Raw genomic sequence first — 22,250 nt, forward strand, 5'->3', positions numbered from 1 at the left:
AATACAAACTGAAAACAAACTTATGCTGGCAATGAACTATCGCGGGCCGCAACGGGTCCGCATTGACGAAAAACCAGAGCCCAAGATTCTGCATCCCCAGGATGCCATTGTGCGCGTGACGCGCTCATGCATCTGCGGCTCTGACCTCCACCTCTACAATGGCAACGTACCCGATACCCGTGTGGGTATGACCTTCGGACACGAATTTATAGGCGAAGTAACTGAGATCGGCTCTGAAGTGCAGAAGCTGAAAGTAGGCGACATGGTGATCGTGCCCTTTAACATCGCCTGTGGCAAATGTCATTTCTGTAAGCAGGGCCTGTTCGGCAACTGCCACGAATCCAACTCGCAGGCGACCGCTGTAGGTGGTATCTTTGGTTACTCACACACAGCAGGTGGTTATGACGGCGGACAGGCCGAGTATGTGCGCGTACCCTATGCAGATGTAGGGCCAACTGTTATACCTCCAGGGATGGATCCGGACGATGCCGTGCTGCTGACCGACGTGGTGCCTACTGGTTACCAGGCTGCTGAAATGGGCGGCATTCAGAAAGGCGACACAGTGGTCATCTTTGGCGCTGGCCCAATTGGCATCATGGCCGCACGCTGCTCCTGGCTATTTGGAGCTGGCCGTGTGATCGTGATCGACAAACTGGAATACCGACTGGAGTTTGTGCGCAACTACGCCAACTGCGAGGCTTACAATTATGAAGAGATGGATGATCCGGTGGTGTTCGTTAAGAAGACCACGGACTGGATGGGAGCAGATGTATGCATCGATGCCGTTGGTGCAGAAGCAAGCGGTAACCTGATGCAGACAATCACAGGTCGCAAACTGCTTTTACAAGCAGGCTCTGCTACCGCAGTTCACTGGGCTGTGAACTCGCTCAAGAAAGGTGGTATCTTGTCAATTGTCGGAGTGTATGGCCCTACGGATAACCTCGTGCCGATCGGTAATGTGGTGAACAAAGGCATCACGATTCGGGCAAACCAGGCCTCTGTGAAACGCCTGCTGCCGAAGCTGATCGACCATGTACAGAATGGCGTTATCAACCCGAAACCACTGATCACACACCGTGTACCACTGGAGGACGTGGCCGATGCTTACCACATTTTCTCAGAGAAACTGGATAATTGCATTAAGCCTGTACTTATTCCACCATCAGCCAGATAGAAAGGAGACAATCATGGAAAATAAGACACCAAAAGACTATTCACATATAAAAAACTGGGGCATAGATGCCGATCCGAAAAACGATCCGACCTACCCCATGAAACACCGCACCGACGCGGAGCAGGAAGGCTACAGCTGGGATCGTCCGACACAGCAGGACATCAACATCGAAGTGCTGCATTCTAACGAGCGCCCTAACGTGACAGCCGTTTTCGGCACTTCCATGCCACCAAGCGGCCTCAGCGGTATGATCCGGCGCTTTGCCTTCAAGCATAGCGAGAACAGCTACCTGCACTGGCTGCCACTGCTGATGGCAGACCGCGTGAACGTGGTAGAAGGCGTGATCGAGGACTTTGCAGGTGGCAAGGTGCCTAACATATTTGCCGAAAAAGGATGGAAGGCTGACTGGGAACACAACCGCAGCGGCCTGATCCAGAAAGTAGGGGTGCTGGCACTGGTTACGACCGCTGCCGTCGTGCTACTTACGCGCAAAAAGGATTAGCTGAAGGGTTAGACAATAGCCAAGAGGAAAGGCAGCTGCCGCATGGTAGCTGCCTTTCGTGTTTTAGCCGGTAACCGGAAGCTGCACCTTCCCGAGCGCATCGATAATCTCTGCTGCTTTGTCCGGACTGTACTGGCTGCGGATCGCGTCTTCGTTTATGACAAAAGCGGGAGCAGCCGGGTCTCCGTCAATGGTATAGATCGTGCCTGTCAGTTGTTCAGCATCATGGCTCGTTTCCTGCACAACCTGACTGATAAGTGACTTGGCACGAGAGTCAAAGGCTGTCCAGATGAGCCGCTCCGTATCTTTCCCAACTTTGAACTTGTCCGGAAACCGGCTTTGCGCTTCCTCTTCAATTGCTTGCGGGTCTAATTCATTTATTTCGCATATCTGCTCGAACACAGCCATGTCTCTGTTGATCTGATCTTCCATGGTTTTCTTTTGTCTATTGGTCTGCTTACGTAAAGGAACCATTAAGAGTCGGAGCCTGAAGGTATGTGAGTGCGACAGAATGCACTCTAGTCCCATTCGATGATATCGTCATCCTCTTCATCTTCCTCAAAGTATAGTTCGTCAGCGCTCATCTCGTCTTCTTCCCAATCATCGGTTATGTATACCTCGTCCACCAATGCATCGGCTGTATCCTCCGCTTCTTCTGTCATGCTGTCGTCCGCATGGTGCTGCAGGAAATCACGCAGCACAGGTACAGCCTCAAAGCCTGCCTCGGTGAGCGGGATCAGTTCGCCGCGCTGCAGAAAGCGGTTGGCGTCGAGCAGCACTTCGTAAATGGGCGTGTGGATGTGCTTCGGAATTTTGAAAAGCCGCTGATCACGCTTGTCGAATGGCGTTGGAACAGCGGAGGTATACAGGTAAGGGAGCAGGGTCTTGGAACAGCTGATGGCGATGCGATCGATGCGATGCTGTTGAAAATACTCCTGCAGGCGGCTGTTGATATTCTCAAAAAACTCAGCGGTTTCGCCCAGCCGCACCCGTGAGCCAGCCCTAGACTTACCTTTGGTCTTGAGGTATTTGATCTGGCTTTTGCCTTGCTTTTTGCGCACCATGTATGAGCGGAAAACCTTGTGGTTGAGGCAGCGCCCGTTCTCAAAATAACCCATGGCACAGTTACCCGCCTGAATCAGCAGCATCACATAGTGCACCTGCCCGGCTTCGGCTATACCTGTGCCGGCTTCAGCATAAGGCACCGGGATCGGCAGCCGAAACTGGGCCTGCGCCATACCCGCACCATCCAGTATGGTCAGCCGGTGCCTGTCACGGTCGTACTCTGTGCTGATTTCGGATGTATGGATGACCTGGAGGAGTTCGGCGGCTTTGTCGCGGGGCAGAAATCGGTTAGTAGGCATAAAACGGAGCGGCTTTGATATGCAAATTAACGCAATTTCCGGCCCTTCGGCTACCTTCTTGTTCAGCCTGTTCAACAGCCTCCGTACCAGGCATCCGGCAGACGACTCGGATAGGGATAGGTTAGGCCAGGTGGTGGAGGCCGGTGTGTCTGCGCTTTCTTGTAAGTCTGAATACATCCCTTTTGGTTCTTTACCGTTAAGGGTAAATCTAAAATTAGAGACTCATGGCACGGAATATAGATATAACAGTATCACCTGAGAAAACAGACAGGCTGCTGGCCGATCTTCAGGAAATAGACGGACTGGTGAGCATGCGGCTACAGAAAGGGGTGTCGATCAGCCCGCCGGGGGATGTGGTTTCGGCCACGGTTACCTCCCGGTCCCTGCAGGAGGTGATGCGCCTGCTCGACCGCTATGAGCTGGGTAAGCCTGCAGGTGTGTCAACCATGAGCAGTGAGCCCGACAGTTTAGTGGACGCCAAAAAATCGAAGGAGCTGGACCGCGACTGGGTGGAGGCCAGCTGGGAAGAAATGGAGACCATTATCAGTAAAGACAGCAACGCCAATACGATCCTGCTGTTTCTGGTGTGCGCATCAGGTATACTGGCGGCGGTGGGCATTGCCACCAATGCGATTCACGTAGTGATTGGGGGGATGCTGGTGGCGCCGGGTTTTATGCCGCTGATGCGCATGACGCTTGGCTGGACCTGCCAGTGCCAGATGGTATGGAAGAAGGGCCTGTGGGACTTTTTGCTGATCTACCTGATCCTGATCGTGTCGGCCGCCCTGACCTCGTTGCTGCTGCAGGCCCTTGGCTCAGACCCGTTACCGGGCAAGGCCGACTACTACCAGCTCTCGCAGCCACTCCTGAAGTACTGGACCACTGTTACGCCCACATCTGTCATCGCTTCGGCGGCGGCGAGTCTGGCGGGTGCCGTGCTGATTGCCACCAAGCGCTCCGTTTTCACGTCTGGCGTCATGATCGGCCTGGCGCTCGTACCTTCAGCATCCATCATCGGCATGGCACTGGTGGAAGGTGACGTTGAGACGATGGGGGCGGCTACCAAGCGCTGGCTGGTCGACATTGCCCTGATCCTTGGCATCTCATACCTGTTCTTCGCAGGTATAAAAGCGCTGCGACATAAGCGGCGCATCGCCATATAACTTATTCCCAGCCCCCGCCCAGGGAGCGGTAGAGATCGATCACAGCCATAAAGAGTTCTTTCCGGGCATTGGCTTTGCCCAGCTCAGCCTCCAGCACGTTGCCCTGTGCCGTGATCACCTCCAGGTAAGAAGCATAGCCTGCCATAAACAGATCGTTGGAAGTGCTGACGGCGTTTGTCAATACCTCCGCTTCCTGCTCCCGCAAGGTATAGGCCTGCCTGTAGTTCTCCAGTTTCTGCAGGTTGGTGGCCACTTCCTGGTAGCCGGTCAGAATGCTTTTCTGATAGGCGTGGAAAGCCTCCTGGTTAAGGGCTGCAGTGCGGTCAAAATCGGTGCGGATCTGGCGCTGTTGGAAAATGGGGGCAGTGAGACCACCCAAAAAGCCAAACACCAGTGACTGCGGCGTATTGAAAAGAGAGGGAAGGTGCCGGGTATGAAAACCGGCATATGGCGTGATGGTAAAAGCCGGCAGAAAAGCCGCACGGGCAGAGGCCACATCGGCTTTGGCTGCCACCAACTGCAGCTCAGCCTGGCGTATATCAGGGCGGCGGCGCAGCAGGTCGGAAGGCACACCGGCTTCTACCACCTCGGGCAGGTGCTGCTTCAGGATCGACTCACCCCGGGCAATGGGCTGCGGAAAGCGACCCAGGAGCAGGTTCAGCTGATTTTCAGTTTCCACGATCTGCTGCCGCTTTTCGAAGCCGCGGCTCTGGGTACGGAGCAGCTGCGCATGAAACTGCTGCACGGCCAGCTCGGTTGCCCGGCCACCGATCTTCTGTATCCGGATGATCTCCAGGGCATTTTCCTGCAGCTCAATGTTTCGCTCAATGGTTTCGAGTTCGTTGTCAAGGGCGAGCAGGTCGTAGTACAGCCGGGCCACCTCGGCTACCAGGGTGGTGGTAAGCAGGTGCTGCCCGTGTTCTGAGGCCATAAAACGGAGGTAAGCGGCTTTTTTCTGGTTCTTCAGGCGGCCCCACAGATTCACCTCCCAGGTGCTTTGCAAGCCCAGAAAATGATTCTGAGTTTGCGTAACGGTATTGCGGTCGCCGTAGATGGTGCCGTTGAGTTGGTTGTTGTAAATGTTGCCTGACCGGGCTCTGAAGCGGGCGTCGAGGGAGGGGAGCATCCGGCCGCTGGCGGCAACATAATTTGCCCTGGCCACTTCGATGCGCTGCACCGCCATCAACATATCCTGGTTGTTCTCGAGCGCCTGATCGATCAGCTGCACCAGATGCGGGTCATTGAAAAACTCTTTCCAGGAAATGTCGCCCAGGCTGGTGGAGTCGGTGCGCTCGTCAAAAGAGGCAGGCATGTCGGCCAGCGCAGGCAGCTCTGGTGGCGCAGCCACCTTGCAACTGCTGGTAAAAGCCAGTAGCAGGAAAATGAAAAAGTACTTATAGGTAGATGTTGTTGAAAACATAGTCAATAGCTTAGTTTTGAGAAACAGACATTTCCATTTCTTCTGTAACCGGATCCGGGAGTCGCTGCTTGTCCTTCTTCTTCGGCATCATGCTGGCGAACAACACATAGAGGCCCGGTATCAGGAAAACCCCCACAATGGTACCCACGATCATACCGCCGGCCGCTGCAGTACCGATCGACCTGTTGCCCAGGGCGCCGGCTCCTGTTGCCATGCAAAGCGGTATCAGACCGGCGGTAAAGGCGAAGGAGGTCATCAGCACGGGGCGTAGTCTGGCGGTAGCACCCTCTACCGCCGCCTGTAGCACGGACTTGCCTTCCTGCCGCCTTTGCACGGCAAACTCCACGATCAGAATGGCGTTTTTACCCAGCAGGCCAATGAGCATAATCAAGGCCACCTGCGCGTAAATATTGTTCTGCAGCCCCAGCACATAAAGGCCTGCAAAGGCGCCGAAAATACCGGCAGGCAGCGACAGGATGACCGGCAGTGGCAGCAGGAAGCTTTCGTACTGCGCGGCCAGGAGCAGGTACACAAAGGCAAGGCAGATCAGGAAGATGTAAATGGCCTGGTCGCCGGAGAGCACTTCCTGGCGGGTCATGCCATACCAGTCGTAGGTATAGCCGCGGGGCAGCGTTTCGGCCGCTACCCGTTCGATGGCGGCAATGGCGTCGCCGCTGCTGTAACCGGGTGCAGGGCCTCCCTTCACTTTGGCAGAGGTATACATGTTGTGGCGCGAGAGCTGTTCAGGTCCGTAGATGCGCTCCATGCTAATGAAAGTGGAGTAAGGGACCATCTCTCCCTGATCGTTCTTCACCTGCAACTTCAGCACGTCTTCCGGGCGGGTACGGTAGCGGGGATCTGCCTGCACCATCACATCATACATCTGCTCGAAGCGCACAAAATCCGATACATACAAGCCCCCGACCAAGGTCTGCAGCGTGTTCATGGCCTGCTTGATGGTGACGCCTTTTTTTGCTGCCATGTCCTGGTCCACATGGATCATGTACTGCGGAAAGTTCGGGTCAAACTCCGCACCGGCATAACTGATCTCCGGGGCTGCTTTCAAGGCGGCCACAAACTTTTTCGTCACCTCGTCCATGCGCTGCAGGTTGCCGCTGCCGGTGCGGTCGAGTACTTTCATCTGAAAACCACTCGAGTTACCAAAACCCGGTACGGTAGGGGGCATAAAGAACTCGATCTGTGCATCGGTAATATGCCGGGTCCTTTCCTCCAGCCTGCGGATCGTTTCGTGAATCGGTATGTCGCGTTTATTCCACTCCTTCAGGTTGACCATGGCCATGCCATAGGAGGCACCTGAAAGACCGGTGGAGAGGCTGTAGCCGGCCAGGGATGAGAAAGACTCCACTTCGTCCATACCTGAAACAGACTGGTTGATAAAATCAAGTGCCCGCTCAGTGCGCTCTACGGTGGCACCTGCCGGAGTGGTGATGTCGACATACACCACGCTCTGGTCCTCAACCGGAATAAAGCCTGTAGGTAAAATGCTGTTGATGCCCCAGGTCGCCGCAAAAAAGAACAGCAGCAGGGCCACCGTGATCAGCCTGCGCCCGGCCATGAACGAGATGCTGTTGCTATACTTCCGGGCGAAGGCATTGTAGGCATGGTTGAACCTACCAAAGAAGCGCTGCAACAGACTCTTTTTCTTCTTCTTTTCGTGATGTGTGTGGCGCAGCATAATGGCACAAAGAGCAGGAGTGAGGGTGAGGGCGTTTACACCTGATATCGCGATGGCGATGGCCAGCGTAAGCGAGAACTGGCGGTAGAAAATACCAACCGGCCCCGACATAAAAGCGACAGGTATAAACACGGCCGACATCACCAGCGTGATTGCGATGATGGCGCCGCCGATCTCCCGCATCGCAGCGAAAGTAGCCTCCCGTGGCGGCAGGCCTTCGGTTTCCATTTTGGCGTGCACCGCCTCCACCACCACAATGGCATTATCTACCACTATACCGATGGCCAGCACCAGCGCAAAGAGCGTGAGCAGATTGAGTGAGAAGCCCAGAAGGCCCATAAAGAAGAGCGTACCGATCAGGGCCACCGGGGCGGCCAGCGCAGGTATAAGCGTAGAGCGGAAATCCTGTAGGAAGAGAAACACGACCAGGAACACCAGCACGAAGGCTTCCAGCAGCGTCATCAACACATTTTTGATGGAGGCGTCGAGGAAGCGCGAAACATCATAGGTGATCTTGTAATCCATACCGGGCGGGAAGGTACTGCCCTTCAGCTCCACCATACGCTCCTTCACCCTATTGATCACGTCGCGGGCATTGGAGCCGGGCCGCTGTATGATCATGATGGAGGCGGCCGGTTGTCCGTCGGTCTTGGAGATACGGCCGTAGTTCAGGTTGCCCAGTTCCACATTGGCCACATCCCGGAGCCGGAGCACCGAGCCGTCTTCATTCGCCCGGATCACCAGCTTCTGGTACTGCTCGGGTTCGAAGAACTTGCCGGTATAGCGCAGCACATACTGCAGCATCTGGGGCGTTTTGCCGGAGCTTACCCCTACCTGGCCGGGAGCGGCCTCTATGTTCTGGTTCTGGATGGCCTGGATGACATCGTCGGTGGAGACTTTGTAGGCGGTCATGCGGTCGGGCTTGAGCCATACCCGCATCGAGTAATCCTTGGTGCTCATGATCTCTGCAAAGCCTACGCCATCCACCCGCCGCAGCTCCTGCAGAATGTTGAGGTCAGCGAAATTGTAGATGAACTTCTCGTCCAGCTCCGTGTCCTCGCTCGTGACGTCGATGTAGAGGAGCAGGCCTTCCACTTCTTTCTCGGTGCTCACACCCGCCTGCACGACTTCTTCGGGCAGGTCATTCACAACGGTCGACACGCGGTTCTGCACCTCTACGGCAGCCATGTCCGGGTCGGTACCCGACTCAAAATATACCTTGATACTGGACGTACCTCTGTTACTCGATACCGAAGACATGTAGGTCATGCCCGGCACCCCGTTTATCGCTTTCTCGAGCGGCGATGTAACCGTGTTGGCAACCACATTGGCATTGGCACCCCTGAACTTGGCACGCACCGAGACAGAGGGTGGGGCAATATCCGGGAAAAGCGCGATCGGTAAGGTATAGAAGGCCAGCACCCCCAGCAGTGTGATCAGCAGGGAGATAACCAGTGAGAGAATAGGTCTGCGTATAAAAATATCAAACATGTGATCGTGTTAAGTCTGTCTGTTCATCATTACAAGGTTCTGGCGATCAGGCTGTCCATCCCTACCAGTTTTGGCTTGATCTGCGTGCCGGGCTCCACGCTTTGTATACCTTCCAGCACGATCCGGTCGCCTGGCTTCAGGCCTGACTCTACAATGTAGAAGGAAGAGAAGCGGGTGCGGGGAACGAAGCTGCGCATGCTCACCTGGTTCAGGGAGTCGAGCAGGAATACATAGTTTTTGTCCTGTAGCTCAAACACGGCTTTCTGAGGCACCAGCACCGCGCCTTCCACTGCGTTGGAGAGCACGATGTTGCCGGTAGCGCCGTGCTTCAGGAGTTTATCCGGATTGGGGAAGCGGGCTCTGAAAGCGATGGAACCGGTGCCCGATTTGAATTCACTTTCCACTGTCTCGATCTTGCCCTTATGCAGGTAGGGAGTGCCGTCCGCAAGCACCAGTTTTACGCTGTTGCTGTTCCTGTTCGGATTGTCTTCTTTTGTTTTGATGTACTGCAGGTACTCGTTTTCCGAGACGTTGAAGTAGACAAAAATGGAGTTGATGTTGGAGGCCGTCGTGAGCAGGGTGCCCTGCTCGATCAGGCTGCCCATGCGGTGCGGGATGCGGTCGATGATGCCGTCGAAAGGAGCTTTGATGCTGGTATAGGACAGGCGGATGGAGGCGTTCTGGGCGGAGGAGCGTGCCGCTCTGATGCGGGAGTTGGCGGCCTCCAGTTTTGCCTGCGCCACGTCTATCTCTGTTTTGGAGACTATGTTCTTCTCTACCAGCAGCCGCAGTCTGTCTATCTCCAGCTTGACGCCTTTCGCCTCTGCCAGTGCGCTCTGCAGGTTGGCCTGGGCCTTGGCGAGTTCCTCCTTGTATTCATCATCGCTGATCTTAAACAGCAGCTGGCCTTTTTTTACTTCCTGTCCTTCGTCTACCAGCACCTTCTCCAGAAAGCCCGGCACGCGGGCCCGCAGATCCACATTCTGCACCGCCTGTATGTCTGCCACATACTCGTGGTGCAGCACAGTGTCTTTTGCGATGATCCGAATGACGGGCAGTTCCTGCTCAGCTTTTGTTTCGTCGGCCGCCTGGCTGTTGGCCGAACAGGCGGCCAGTATGCCGGCACTGATAATGGAGAGAAAATAAGATTTGACCTTGCGCGTATAATTCATGGTTTTTGACACGGTTTCCTTCTTGGCAGAGGAGGCCGCATCAAAACACAGTAGAGGTCAATCCAGGTGATAGGTGCTACCAGAGCGGTAAAAAAATCATATTGGAGCTTCGCAGGTATATGGTCAGGAGCTCGTGTGGTGGTAATATAATTTTGTTAAGTTCCGGATTGACATAATAAAATAATCAGCCAACCTCTTTATACCAGAAATATTAAAGAGATATTAAAATTAACGGCCATTTTGCCTCAAATGTTTACCTTTTTTAATATGTTCTCCTAAATGTATGATTTTCTGTTAAAAGCATGTTAATGGTATTAATTTTAGATGCGCCGGTTGTTTTGGGAGATGTGTGATCAGTAGCTTATACCTGTTTTATAATATCTTGATAAAGTGCCAGCAGGCTGGTAACCCCAGGTATAATTCTGCTAAACTTCATTTTGCTGATGGCCCATTCAAAAACCAACTGATATTTAATGAAATATAGTGCCAATTAGATGCTTCTTTCCGTATGACAGCATGAAGTGATAGAAAACAGACCGTGCTACACATGAGATGGACGATATGCCTGGTATTGCTCCTCTGTTCCTGCGCTACCCAGCGGCAGGACAGCGCTCCTGTCGCCTCTAAGCCAGGCCTTCCTAAATTATATGCCCCGGCTGTATATGCCAAACCTGATCTCGGTTCGCAACGGCTCCGAATAGAAACTGATCGAAATGGTATACTGAAAGAGCAGTTTGCAGGAGCGGAGCAGCCATTAGGAACAGATGCTTCCGCTCGCATAACAGGACCTTACCCTGTCTACAAGGAGATCTTCCGTACTCAAACTGTATACCTGACTGATACGGTTGCGCTTGACTCTCTACACCGTGAGTTGCAGATCGAGCAGCTGGCCAACCAGGCCATTCGCAAAAGATTGAAGTCTGCTGAAGGCGAGCGTGACTTCTGGCAGGAAAAGAATGAGCAGAAATTCTGGACCCTGATCGCCATGGCTGTCTTTGCCTTTCTTTACATCCTGTTCCGGCTGCTGGCTTCCCGTATCAAAGAAACCTGAGGCTTTGCTGCATAACCGTATACCGCTACCCTCGTTTAAAAAAGGAAGTATCATGTTAAAACAGACGAAAAACTATGAACAGACGAGACAGAGATCGCTACGATTACGACAATTATGACCGGGACTACAGCAGCGGCGCCGGTTATAACCGCAACGACGAGCACTACCACAGCGCCCGTAACCTCACCAATGAATTTGAGCAGGAGTATCGCAGCCACCACCGTGGCATAGATGACGACCGCTATGGCAGGGGCAGCAATCGGAATGACAGACGGCATAGCTACCACGAAGGGAACATGGGCGATGCCTATGAGCGTATGCGCGATAGGAGAGGTTCCGACCGCAGCGATTCCAGCTTCCAGATGAACCGTGGAGAGCGCGACATGGGCAACCGCAACTACGAAAACCGCTCTCGCAGCCAGGGTTGGTCTGACTCAGATCCATATGGCAGCTCAGGCAGGTATAGCCAGAGAGATGATGACTATAACCGTGACATGGATAGCCGTGACCGGTTCAGAAGCCAGGGCAGCAGCGACCGTATGGGACAGGGACGCAGCCGCATGAGCCAGGATAATCTGCGCGAAGGCTATGGTATTTCGGATTACAGCCAAATGCGCCAGTCTGAAATCCGCTCCAGCAGAGGCATTCCCAATGCGGGTATTACCAGCAGCTTCGAAGATGATTACGGCACCGACTTTGACCGCGACCGTAGCTATGGCGTTTCATCCGGCAACTTCGGTGGCTATGGTGCACAGCGCGGTGGCTATAGACGCGACCGAAACGACCGCTATTAAATAGATTTGACTTAAAAACAGCAATGATACAGCCGCCGCTCTCATTAGGGGAGCAGTGGCTGTTTTTTTTGTTAATATTGGCTAACTGACTTGTACTATGTTTTGATAATGGGCAATTAACCGGCTCATTTCAGAACATTCTGGTAGGAGGGTGGTATAAGAAAAGAGAATTTCAAGGGTTGATATATTCTGTTAAGTAAGCGTAAGCGAACACAGAATTATCAACCTGTTTATCTTTTAAACCAATTATAACCTAAACGAAGAAGAGCTATGAAAAAGTTAGTTTTAACCCTGGCCCTGGGATTCGGTATGAGTACTGCCGTGTTTGCCCAGGACAACGTGCCGGAACGCGTAAAGACAAGTTTTAACAACAGCTATGCCCAGGCGAGCGATGTAGAGTGGAAAGCTAAAGATGATGCCTATTATGCCAAGTTTGAGATGAACGGCACCGACCACTGGATCATGTACAATGCAGATGGTACCATCAAAAAGCAGGGGCGTGAAATTGAAGTGAACGAGCTGCCGCAGGCAGTGCGAAACACCATTAGCCAGCAGTACGCCAACCGTACCATTGAGAAGGCCAAAACAGTAGAGAAAGATGGCCAGACCAGGTACATGGCTAAGCTCGAAGGCGATGACGAGGATCTGAAAGTGGTGTTCAATGCCGATGGTAGCGTAGAAAAAGAAAAGGATAAAGATAAAGACAAGAACAAGCGCAAATACTAAGGTATAGGCGCGGTCTATAACACAGAAAAGGGCAGTCCGGATGGGCTGCCCTTTTTTATGACAAAAATTTGCAGGCTATACCTGACGATCGGTACTAGCGACCGCCTTTGTCGTCGTTGTTGATCTTTTTGCTGCGCTTGCCGCCGTTGGTGTTCATCTGTCCGAAGCGCCACTCAAATGACAAGCGCACCGAGCGGTTGAAGTTGAAGGAGCGGGACTCGTAGGCAAAGGTTGGGTCGTTGCGCTGGCCGGTCTGTTTCATGCTGCGATTGAATGGGTTGTTCACACCTAGCGTGACACTTGCCTTCTTATCCCAGAATTCCCGCTTGGCTGCAAAGCCGTACCAGTGCCAGCCCGAGTTGCTGCTCTGCAGGTTCAGCCAGCCGGAGCTGTAGTTGCCGTAGGCCTGTATGGAGTAATCCCTGGGCAGTTTGTAAGTCGTGTTCAGGTTCATGCTCCACACCAGGCCGGAGTTGCTCAGGTTGCGGGCCGGACTTTCCACATCAAGGTAGCGCAGGTCGGAGCCGCCGCTCATGTTCCAGCTCTTGTTCAGCTGCCCCGACAGGTTGAGGTTCAGGCCATAGATCTTGCGCTGTGCCACGTTCTGAGGCGACAGCACCGATACGCCATTTTCATCAACCTGCGACAGGTACTCAATGGCATTGTCTGTATAGCGCCAGTAGAGAGCCGTGTTGATGTTGAGGCCCTTGTCGGTGCTCATGCTGTGGCCCAGTTCTACGGCATGGTTCAGTTCCGGGTCCAGGTAAGGGTTGCCGGTGCGCAGGTTCAGCGTGTCGCTGGCGTCTACCCAGGGGTTGAGGTACCAGATGAGCGGCCGCTGGATACGCTGGGTATAGCTGGCTTTCAGGGTATGCTCCTTTATCCCTTTCGACACCGAGATGCTCGGGATCAGGTTCGTGTACTGGTTGCTCATCCTGGTATTGGTACTCTCAAAATCCCCTGAGATATCGGTGTGCTCCAGTCGGGCGCCGGCCTTGATGTTCCACTTCGATTTGGTGCTCAGGTGCAGGGAGGTATAGCCGGAGTATACCCGCTGGAAGTAGCTGAAATCATTCGACTGGCTCGGGTCAGGCTCCATCGGGCTCACGCCGTCCGTCGACTGCAGCACCCGGAACTCGCTGCCGATATCGCGGCGGATGGCCTTGGCGCCCACTTCCAGCTTCAGGCTGGTCGTGTCACGGCGTCCGTTGAGTTTAAAGGGATGGTATAGTCGGTCTGCAAAGTATATTCCTTGTTCCGGCTGAGGTTCTTGCTTTGCTGCCGGAAGGTCAGCTCTTCGCCGGAGGTATAGTTCCCGACCTCGTACTCGTAGTTGTCGGGCATGCGACTGTACTGCGACAGGATGGAGAGCTCCTGCTCCGGCTTAAAGGTTTTGGTATAGCCCAGGTCCAGCTGTCCGTTGCCGTAGGGGTTTGTGTAGCTCCTTTCTGAGCGGAAATTCTGGAGCAGGTTGCCATTCGCATCATGGAGCCTGTTCAGAATGGTATTGTCGTTCGGGAAATCTCCACCCCATACGTTGGCTGAGAAGTTGATGCGGCTTGTGGAGTCCGGGTCGTAGTCGATGCTCATTTCGCCGTTGCCACCAAAACCGGTGTTATCAGCCAGGTAGTTTGCTCGAAAACAGAAACAGGCTCCCCGTTTACCAGGTTGGTACGCGTACTCTCCATGCTGTATTTGTTGCGGTATTGGTAACCGCTGGCCGAAAGCGAAATGCCAAGCTTCTTTTTGCGGTAATTCAGGTTGGTGCCCAGGTAGCGGTTCAGGTTGCCGGTCGTCACGTTGGTGGAGCCGTTGAAGCCCTGCAAGCCCTTTTTAGTGATGATGTTGATGACACCCGCCGAGCCTTCCGCATCGTAGCGGGCACCCGGACTCGTGATCACCTCCACCGACTTGATGTTATCGGCAGGCATCTGGCGGAGCGCCTCGGCCAGGTTGCGGGCCATCATGCCGGATGGCTTCCCGTTCACGAGCACCTTGATGTTGCTGTTGCCGCGCATCTGTACATTGCCGTCGAGGTCTACGGTGAGTGTAGGCACTTTGCGCAGCACGTCCGCCGCATTGCCCCCGGCATTGGAAGCGTCTTTTTCGGCATTGTACACCAGTTTGTCTCCCTTGTCTTCCACCAGCGCCTTCATGGCCGTCACTTCAACGGCAGCCAGTATTTTACTGTCAGAGTTGAGCGGAACCTTACCGAGTTGTAGCACAGGCTGCTCGGCTGTCAGTGTGATGGGTAATTTTTTAGGGCGGTATCCCAGGAAAGTAAGCTCCAGGGTATAGCTGCCCAGGGGCAGATTGGCGAGCTCGAACTTGCCTTCGCCGTCCGCCGCCGTTCCCGATATCAGTTTGTCGCCATTTTTGAGCACGGCATTGGCATAGCCGATGGGGGCTGCCGTCAGAGAGTCACTGAGCACGCCGCTCAGTTTGCCCGGATGGGCCATTTGCGCCATCGTGCTACCTCCAACCAGCACCAGGAGCAATAAAGTAAATAACTGTTTCATAATTTTATTTTGTGGAAAGATCAGGTTACAAATTGACAAACAGAACCCCGGGCAAAGCCAAAGGCTATACCTGCAGGTGGGTGAAAACTTGTTGAATTGGTGTTTTACTGATGCGAATTTGAACTATAGATGTATGCTCTAGTCCGATAGTTGCCTCTGCCACTCAAAAATTTTTTATTTTTTTCAGGATGTGGCCAAAAGGCTGCAAAAACAAGGTATAGCAGGTGCTCTAAAAAGGAAGTAATCCGAATCACAAGGCCTGCTGCACCCATCTCAGTTCTAAACAGGTATAGCAGTTATGAGTAAGTCAAAAGAAACCCATGAAAGAGGAAAAACTAGTACGCGACCATCTGGAAAAACTAATGCGAATGGGGCAGGCCTACCGTCCGATGGATGAGCTGCTGCAGGGGCTAAGCTTAGCGGAAGCAGGGCGGCAGGTAGAGGAACTGCCTTATACCATCTGGCAACTGCTCGAGCACCTGCGTTTCGCCCAGCACGACATCCTGGACTTTTGCCGCAACCCCGATTACCAGGAGCCCGACTGGCCCGACGATTACTGGCCAGCAGACGTAGCCCCAGCCGATGAGGATGCCCTGAAACAGACCCTGCAGGCGATCAACCGGGACCTGGAGGCCATGGTGCAGCTGGTGCAGGATACGGAGCAGGATCTCTTTGCACCCATACCGCATGGCAACGGACAGACGCTCCTGCGCGAAGCCATGCTGGTGGCCGAGCACAATGCCTACCATCTCGGACAGATCGTGGTGCTGCGGCGACTGTTGGGTGCTGATCTGTGAAGCAGGGCTTAGCACTGGCCTATACCTGCCGGCTTTCGTAAAATAAGCAGAGGAGGGGTGTGGAAATGGAACAGATCCGGCAACAGGATGTATACCTTCGCAAACAGAAACTGCTGCTCATCAAAGTAGTACATACCCTGGTGTGGGTGTTCTACAATGTCGTGATCTTTTACCTGCTCTATGCCGTTATCACCAACCGGATCGACAAATGGGTCTGGATCTGCCTGGGCCTGATCGTGCTGGAGGGCCTTGTGCTGCTGGTGTTCAACAAAATGTGCCCCATCACAGTGGTAGCCCGGCGGTATTCAGATTCCACCAAAGACAATTTCGATATTTTTCTGCCTAACTGGCTGGCCAGGTATAATAAAGAGATCTACACCACGATTGTTCTCATCAGTGTGCTTATATTAGCCTACCGTTTGGTGTTGGGGTAAGTTGAAAGAGCATGGCTATACCTGGAGCAGGTAAGTTAGGCGAAAAGCGGTCATCATGCACAAACTGGCTTTGTAAGAAGTCATACATCCTGAATCGCTATGCAGCAGCTTCTCAAGCCGATCGGCATTTATCCGCTGGTTTATTTTCGCATCCTGTTCGGGTTGCTGATGTTCTGCGAAGGTATAGGCGCCGTGCTCATCAACTGGGTGCAGGAGCACTACGTGGAACCGACCATCCATTTTGGCTACATCGGCCTGGAGTGGATAAAGCCGCTGGCTGGCAATGGCATGGTCTACCTGTACCTGTTCATGGCGCTGCTGGGCTTCCTCATCATGGTGGGCTGGCGCTACAAGCTTTCTTCTTTTCTGTTTTTCCTGCTCTTCGGCTACAGTTTTTTTAGCGAAAAAACACACTACCTCAACCACCACTACCTCATCTGGCTCATCAGCGGACTGATGGTGACCCTGCCTGCCCACCGCAAATACTCCCTGGATGTGCGCAGGCGGCCGGAGCTGGAAACAGAGGTGGCCCCGCAGTGGACGCTCTGGCTCTTCCGGGCACAGCTGGTGCTGGTGTACTTTTACGCCGGGGTAGCCAAACTGCAACCCGACTGGCTGGCCGCTAAATCCATGAGCATCTGGATGTCCGCCAAAACACACTTCTACGTCATCGGTCCCTACCTGAACACCCCGGCTATGATACAACTGGTGGTGTGGGGAGGCCTTGTTTTTGACTTCCTGATCGGCTTTGCCCTGCTCTGGCCCCGCACCAGGATGGTGGCTTTCTGGGTGGCCTTCGCTTTTCACATCTTCAACTCGGCGGTGTTTCATGTGGGGGTTTTCCCATACTTCATGATCGCTGCCAATGTGCTGTTCTTTAGCCCTGAGCAGATCGCCCGCTGGTTTTTCAGGAAAAAGATCTCGCCTGAACTCCTGCAGGATGCACCGCTTAAACAGCCCCGCTGGCAGCTGCGGCTGGGTGCGCAGTTCTGCCTGCTATACCTGGGCTTTCAACTGCTCTTTCCACTGCGGCACTTCTTTATTCCCGGCGATGTGAACTGGACCGAAGAAGGGCATCGCTTCTCCTGGCGCATGATGCTGCGCACTAAACGCGGGCACGTGTACTACCAGGTAAAGGACCCGGCTTCAGGGCATGTGCTATACGTTTCTCCTAACGACTACCTGGTGCGGGAGCAGCTGAAAGAACTGCCCAAGCATCCGGATATGATCTGGCAGTTTGCGCAGTTCCTGAAGCTGGAATTTCAAAAGAAAGGGATAGCCAATCCGGAGGTATATGCCATCTCCCGCCTCAGTCTCAATGGCTACCCGGCGCACCCTATCGTAGACCCTACCGTGGATCTGGCAGCTATACCTTATACCTGGGGTGCCAAAAGCTGGGTGACGCCACGGCCCGAGGCAGACGGTTGGCCCTGGGTGAAAGAGATCATTTCAGAAAAGTGACCAGCTATACCTGTTTTGTACAATACTGTTATTTTTTATCGGATTCTCTCTTAATCTGCGTAGCTTTCAGCCAAATAAGGAGGGAAGGATAGCGTATAAACCACAGAAAAACAGCAGCATGAAAAGTAACTTGTATAGCAAACCCATCCAGCTTTTGCTGTTCTTTTTGATGCTGTCAGCAACCGGACGCGCGATCGCACAGCACAAGACGATCAGATTTGCCGCTACGGATGTGAAAGCCGACATGGCCTATGCCTACGAAACACTGCAAAAGGCCCATTACAACCTTTACGCCTATGTGAGCAAGCGGGAATATGACGCAGCCTATGACGATTTGGTAAGGTCAATCCGCAAAGACTCCCTCAGCATGCTCGAGACGACCATGCTGATGCAGCGGCTACTGGCGATCGGCAACGTAGGGCATTGCGAGGTCGATTTCCCGGCAGGATCTTACATCACTTACGCCACGCAGGGTGGCACCGTGTTTCCGCTTGAACTAGCCTTTGAAGAGGGCAAAGCCTTCGTCCGCAAAAGCTATGTGCCGGATTCCAGCGTGCGGGCAGGAGATCAGCTGCTGCAGCTCAACGGCAAACCGATCCGGAAACTAAAGGCCGCGATCCATCCCTACCTATCGGCGGAGCGCCCTTATTTCAAAGATGCCAAACTCGAGTTCTGGTCTTTTCCCCGCTACTACTGGGCCGTGTTCGGGCAGCAGGAGTCCTTTAAAGTGAAAGTGAAAAGTGCCACTGGTAAGCGCAGCACCCATATACTGGAGCCAATCACGGTGATGGGTTACGAAGCCAGTCGGGGAGGGGAGATCCTCAAAAACGAACGCTCTTTCAGGTATATCGGGGATGTCGCCTACCTGCACCCCGGTCCTTTCAGCTCACCGGAGCCAGACGGGGAGGCGCAGTTCAAGGCCTTTGTGGACAGTGCCTTTGCGGACATCAATTCACGCCAGGCCCCTTACCTGATCCTGGACCTGCGCAACAATGCCGGTGGACACAATACCTTCAGCGATCACCTGATAGCCTACTTTGCTGACAAGCCTTTCCGCTGGTTCTCGGAGTTCACCGTCCGGACCAGTGAGGTGCTCAAGGTTCAAACCCGCAAACAGTACCCCAAGGCTATACCGGACGACTATACCCGCCAGATCCTGGAGACTCCTGATGGCGACACCTTCGCCTATGCCCAAACTATGCAACAGCCGATGCCGGAGAACCTGCGATTCAAGGGCAAGGTATATGTGCTCGTCAACCGGCAGTCTTATTCCATGGCGGCGGTGAGCGGCGCCCTGATCCAGGACTATGGCTTCGGGGAAATCGTGGGTGAGGAGACCGGCGACACACCTACGCTCTATGCCGCGCAGTTCAGTTTTCAGCTGCCCCGCACGAGTGTGGAACTCAAAGTGCCGAAAGGCTACATCGTGCGGCCAAACGGAAACGAAAAACTTGCCGGCCTCATACCTGACCACCTCGTGCGCGACCACCTGCTCGACGACGAAGATGAAGTGCTTCGCTATACCCTGGAAAAGCTCATTCAGGCCCAGCGGACCTCCTCCGCCCAACAGTAAATCAGACCCAGCCTATGTCCCGAAAATCAAGTAGCGAACCGAAGTCTGCCAACAGCCGCCTGACAAACGCCTGTACCAGCTTGCAGGTATCCGGGCAGTTGGTGCGCTTTTACCCAACGGCCTTGCTGCCAAAAACAAGCCGCGATTCCGACGATGACCAGTCGGGCGGTTACAGCAGTCTGGTCTGCTATGCCCACCTGCGGGAGTTCCGGGAAGGGTTCTGAACGAGTTTGCCAAACATGGTGAACGTACCTGCATTCCGGGCGTAGGTGTTTTCCTTTTATTTCGTGCTACGTATAAATAAGGTGGTGATTTTAAAATGCTTAGCTATGAAAAAAATGTTACGTATCTGGGGGCTGATGGCCTTCGTTTCCTTCCTGAGCCTGTCGGCCTGCGAAGAAGAAGACGGCGCTGATCCTGCTGTCGATCTCTCGTTCTCATCGTCCGAGTTTTTGCTCGATGACCTGGATGCCCTGGCAACGCCCCACCTACGCGATGGCTGCGACGAAAAAGCATTCAACCTCCATACGGTAGCCACTGCCAAAACTGACCGGCAATCGCTTTCCTACATCTTGCCTACTTTAGGTTTGCAGACCAATCAGGCTGCTACCATCAGGGACTTTGCACTGGACCACCAACGGTCCACTTCCACGCATCGCGGCAGCGTCAGCATCATACACCAGGAAATACTCATGCGGGCCAACGCCGAGCGTGACACCTACGTGAAAGCCTACAACGAAAAGCGCATCAGTTTTGAGCAGCTGGAGGCAAAGCTCCTGACCCTACGTGAGCGTGTGGAAGCAGAGCTACAGAAGCATGAACAGAAACAAACGCACATGCGGGTGCTACGCGAGCACCGCACCGGTCTGATGCAAAACATTGAAACCGTGCTCAACCCGACCCAACTTCAGCAGTGGAGCAACTGGCGGCGCAGCATTCCCTCATAAGGTATAGCACACAGCTTAATTGAAACGCTCACAGCAGGTATACCTGCTGTGAGCGTTTTTTTGTCGTATCTTCACCCCCATGTCCAAATCGAAAAAACTCCAGAACGTTACAATTGCAGAAGTATTCCGGACTATCATCTGGCCGCGCCGGAGGTATCTTGCGGTCGGGTTAGTGCTGATCGTTATCAGTCGCCTGGCTGGTCTGGTGCTGCCCGGTGCAAGTAAGTTTCTCATCGATGATGTGATCCCGACCGGTGACAGCACCATGCTCAAATGGCTGATCGGGCCGTGCTGACAGCCATTGTCATTCAGTCGGTTACTTCCTTTGCGCTCACCCAGATACTGAGCGTGGAGGCCCAGCACCTCATCTCGCAACTACGCGCCAAAGTGCAGCGCCACATCATGCAGCTGCCCATCCGCTTTTTCGACAATACCAAAACCGGCGAACTGGTATCGCGCATCATGACGGATGTGGAAGGGGTGCGTAACCTCGTCGGTACCGGCTTTGCGCAGATGATAGGCGGCGTCCTGACCTCGCTCATCTGCCTGGTGCTGCTCATTTACATCAGTCCGCTCATGACAGGCTTTGCACTCATTCCGGTGGCCATTTTTGGGGTGATCTCCCTCAAGGCCTTCGGTAAGATCAGGCCGATCTTCCGGGAGCGCGGCGTGATCAATGCTGAAGTGACCGGTCGCCTGACCGAAACGCTGGGCGGGGTGCGTGTGATCAAAGGTTTCAATGCGGAGGCGCAGGAGATCAGGACATTTGAAGATGGCGTAACACGCCTTTTCCTGAACGTAAAGCAGAGTCTGACCACGACCAGCATGGTGACTTCGGCCGCTACCTTGCTGCTGGGCTTTGCTTCGGCGGGCATCATGGGTATTGGCGGCTACCTGATCATGAAGGGCGAGATGACCTTTGGAGACTTTCTGGCCTTCACGCTATACCTGGGTTTTATGATTGCCCCGATCCTGCAAATGAGCAATATCGGGAGCCAGTTTACGGAAGCCTTCGCCGGCCTCGACCGTACGCAGGAAATCCTGAACACTCCCCTCGAAGACGAGCATGGGACCCGCACACTCAAACTCGATCAGATTCACGGCGACATCGTGTTCGACCGGGTGGCTTTTGCCTATGAAACCGGCAAAGACGTGGTGAAGGAAATCAGCTTTCGGGCGCCTGCCGGTTCTGTCACGGCGCTGGTAGGAACTTCTGGCTCCGGCAAAACGACCATCGCAGGCCTGGCCGCTTCTTTCCTCAATCCTGACAGCGGCACGATTACCGTAGACGGTCACGACCTGCAGACGATCAGTCTGCAAAGCTACCGCAGCCAATTGGGCGTGGTGCTGCAGGACGACTTTCTGTTTGAAGGCAGCATCCGGCAGAACATTCTTTTTCCGCGGCCCAACGCTACAGAGGAACAACTGATGCAGGCGGTACACGCAGCGCACGTGCAGGAGTTTACCGACCGTTTCCCGGAAGGGCTCGACACGCTGATCGGGGAGCGGGGCGTAAAGTTATCAGGCGGACAACGGCAGCGGATTGCAATAGCACGCGCCATCCTGGCCGATCCGCGCATCCTCATCCTGGACGAAGCCACCTCTAACCTCGATACGGAGAGCGAGAGCCTGATACAGGCCAGCCTTAAGACCCTGATGCAGGGCCGCACCACCTTTGTGATCGCCCACCGCCTCAGCACGATCCGGCAGGCCGACCAGATCCTGGTGATCGAGCAGGGTCGTATCACGGAGCAGGGACGTCATGAAGAATTGCTGGAGAGGCAGGGGAGGTACTACCAACTCTATACCTATCAGGCGAGAATATAACGCTGTATCTGAAGTGCATGTGTGGGCTTTATACCTTCTTTTGCAAAGTCAGCAGGAATAGCTGCCTTTGCGATACAGTATTTGCCATTTACTGCATTTTCGGTTTGCAAATCCGGAAGTGCGTGCCAGTCTATACCTG

General features: G+C 54.0%; 20 protein-coding genes and 1 pseudogene. 13 read left to right on the top strand and 8 right to left on the bottom strand.

The window, feature by feature from the left end; translation table 11 throughout:
* Positions 1-22: 22 nt before the first annotated feature.
* Together O71_RS05245 and O71_RS05250 are read left to right on the top strand one after the other, a co-directional pair.
* The gene (locus O71_RS05245; protein ID WP_007654013.1) at positions 23-1,174 is read left to right on the top strand and encodes a zinc-dependent alcohol dehydrogenase; all 1,152 of its coding nucleotides are present in this window, start codon (positions 23-25) and stop codon (positions 1,172-1,174) included.
* 13 nt (positions 1,175-1,187) lie between these two features.
* A complete protein-coding gene (locus tag O71_RS05250) occupies positions 1,188-1,676 on the top strand; it encodes a hypothetical protein (protein ID WP_007654015.1) in 489 nt (162 codons plus the stop codon).
* A 63-nt stretch (positions 1,677-1,739) separates the two neighbouring features.
* Here the strand turns inward: O71_RS05250 and O71_RS05255 are convergent, their stop codons facing one another.
* Positions 1,740-2,108 (bottom strand): hypothetical protein, encoded by a 369-nt coding sequence (locus tag O71_RS05255; protein WP_007654017.1) that lies wholly within the window; start codon positions 2,106-2,108, stop codon positions 1,740-1,742.
* 86 nt (positions 2,109-2,194) lie between these two features.
* A complete protein-coding gene (locus O71_RS05260; protein WP_040573710.1) occupies positions 2,195-3,040 on the bottom strand; it encodes a hypothetical protein in 846 nt (281 codons plus the stop codon).
* A gap of 224 nt (positions 3,041-3,264) precedes the next feature.
* On the opposite strand from O71_RS05260, the gene O71_RS05265 reads away from it, so the two are divergent.
* Complete coding sequence (locus O71_RS05265) at positions 3,265-4,203, top strand: DUF389 domain-containing protein (RefSeq protein ID WP_007654021.1); 939 nt, start codon at positions 3,265-3,267, stop codon at positions 4,201-4,203.
* A gap of 1 nt (position 4,204) precedes the next feature.
* Here O71_RS05265 and O71_RS05270 read toward each other — a convergent pair whose 3' ends face one another.
* From O71_RS05270 to O71_RS05280, 3 genes are read right to left on the bottom strand one after another with little or no spacing between them, the layout of a single operon-like run.
* On the bottom strand, positions 4,205-5,623 hold the full coding sequence (locus O71_RS05270; protein ID WP_007654030.1) for an efflux transporter outer membrane subunit: 1,419 nt from the start codon (positions 5,621-5,623) through the stop codon (positions 4,205-4,207).
* 10 nt (positions 5,624-5,633) lie between these two features.
* Entirely contained in the window at positions 5,634-8,810 is a 3,177-nt protein-coding gene (locus O71_RS05275; RefSeq protein WP_007654038.1) for an efflux RND transporter permease subunit, read from the bottom strand.
* A gap of 29 nt (positions 8,811-8,839) precedes the next feature.
* Entirely contained in the window at positions 8,840-9,982 is a 1,143-nt protein-coding gene (locus O71_RS05280) for an efflux RND transporter periplasmic adaptor subunit (RefSeq protein ID WP_007654040.1), read from the bottom strand.
* Positions 9,983-10,529: 547 nt separating this feature from the next.
* Between O71_RS05280 and O71_RS05285 the strand changes: the two genes are divergently transcribed.
* The 3 genes from O71_RS05285 (at position 10,530) to O71_RS05295 (ending at position 12,553) form a co-directional block, all read left to right on the top strand.
* Positions 10,530-11,033 (top strand): hypothetical protein, encoded by a 504-nt coding sequence (locus tag O71_RS05285; protein WP_007654042.1) that lies wholly within the window; start codon positions 10,530-10,532, stop codon positions 11,031-11,033.
* 74 nt (positions 11,034-11,107) lie between these two features.
* Positions 11,108-11,827 (top strand): hypothetical protein, encoded by a 720-nt coding sequence (locus tag O71_RS05290; protein WP_007654044.1) that lies wholly within the window; start codon positions 11,108-11,110, stop codon positions 11,825-11,827.
* 270 nt (positions 11,828-12,097) lie between these two features.
* Positions 12,098-12,553: a PepSY-like domain-containing protein gene (locus tag O71_RS05295; RefSeq protein WP_007654045.1), complete on the top strand. Its 456-nt coding sequence runs from the start codon at positions 12,098-12,100 to the stop codon at positions 12,551-12,553.
* 94 nt (positions 12,554-12,647) lie between these two features.
* Here O71_RS05295 and O71_RS25225 read toward each other — a convergent pair whose 3' ends face one another.
* The 3 genes from O71_RS25225 to O71_RS25235 are packed head-to-tail and all read right to left on the bottom strand — an operon-like array spanning position 12,648 to position 15,072.
* Positions 12,648-13,802 carry an outer membrane beta-barrel family protein gene (locus tag O71_RS25225; protein ID WP_369750889.1) on the bottom strand — a complete coding sequence of 385 codons (1,155 nt, stop codon included), beginning with the start codon at positions 13,800-13,802 and terminating at the stop codon, positions 12,648-12,650.
* The gene (locus tag O71_RS25230; protein ID WP_237717718.1) at positions 13,736-14,143 is read right to left on the bottom strand and encodes a hypothetical protein; all 408 of its coding nucleotides are present in this window, start codon (positions 14,141-14,143) and stop codon (positions 13,736-13,738) included. The genes O71_RS25225 and O71_RS25230 overlap by 67 nt, the downstream gene beginning before the upstream one ends.
* Complete coding sequence (locus tag O71_RS25235; protein ID WP_237717719.1) at positions 14,140-15,072, bottom strand: carboxypeptidase regulatory-like domain-containing protein; 933 nt, start codon at positions 15,070-15,072, stop codon at positions 14,140-14,142. Before O71_RS25235 ends, O71_RS25230 begins: the two co-directional genes overlap by 4 nt.
* A 320-nt stretch (positions 15,073-15,392) precedes the next feature.
* Between O71_RS25235 and O71_RS05305 the strand changes: the two genes are divergently transcribed.
* The 7 genes and pseudogenes from O71_RS05305 (at position 15,393) to O71_RS05335 (ending at position 22,111) form a co-directional block, all read left to right on the top strand.
* Positions 15,393-15,869, top strand: coding sequence for a DinB family protein (locus O71_RS05305; protein ID WP_007654047.1), 477 nt, complete (start codon positions 15,393-15,395; stop codon positions 15,867-15,869).
* A gap of 65 nt (positions 15,870-15,934) precedes the next feature.
* Positions 15,935-16,303, top strand: coding sequence for a hypothetical protein (locus tag O71_RS05310; RefSeq protein ID WP_007654049.1), 369 nt, complete (start codon positions 15,935-15,937; stop codon positions 16,301-16,303).
* Positions 16,304-16,402: 99 nt separating this feature from the next.
* On the top strand, positions 16,403-17,764 hold the full coding sequence (locus tag O71_RS05315; protein WP_007654051.1) for an HTTM domain-containing protein: 1,362 nt from the start codon (positions 16,403-16,405) through the stop codon (positions 17,762-17,764).
* Positions 17,765-17,882: 118 nt separating this feature from the next.
* Positions 17,883-19,337 (top strand): S41 family peptidase, encoded by a 1,455-nt coding sequence (locus O71_RS05320; RefSeq protein ID WP_007654053.1) that lies wholly within the window; start codon positions 17,883-17,885, stop codon positions 19,335-19,337.
* 14 nt (positions 19,338-19,351) lie between these two features.
* Complete coding sequence (locus O71_RS05325; protein WP_007654055.1) at positions 19,352-19,561, top strand: hypothetical protein; 210 nt, start codon at positions 19,352-19,354, stop codon at positions 19,559-19,561.
* Between the two features lie 105 nt (positions 19,562-19,666).
* A complete protein-coding gene (locus O71_RS05330) occupies positions 19,667-20,284 on the top strand; it encodes a hypothetical protein (RefSeq protein WP_007654066.1) in 618 nt (205 codons plus the stop codon).
* 79 nt (positions 20,285-20,363) lie between these two features.
* Positions 20,364-22,111, top strand: a pseudogene (locus tag O71_RS05335) (ABC transporter ATP-binding protein).
* Positions 22,112-22,250 lie beyond the last annotated feature (139 nt).

Source organism: Pontibacter sp. BAB1700, from assembly GCF_000277005.1.
GTDB lineage: Bacteria > Bacteroidota > Bacteroidia > Cytophagales > Hymenobacteraceae > Pontibacter > Pontibacter lucknowensis.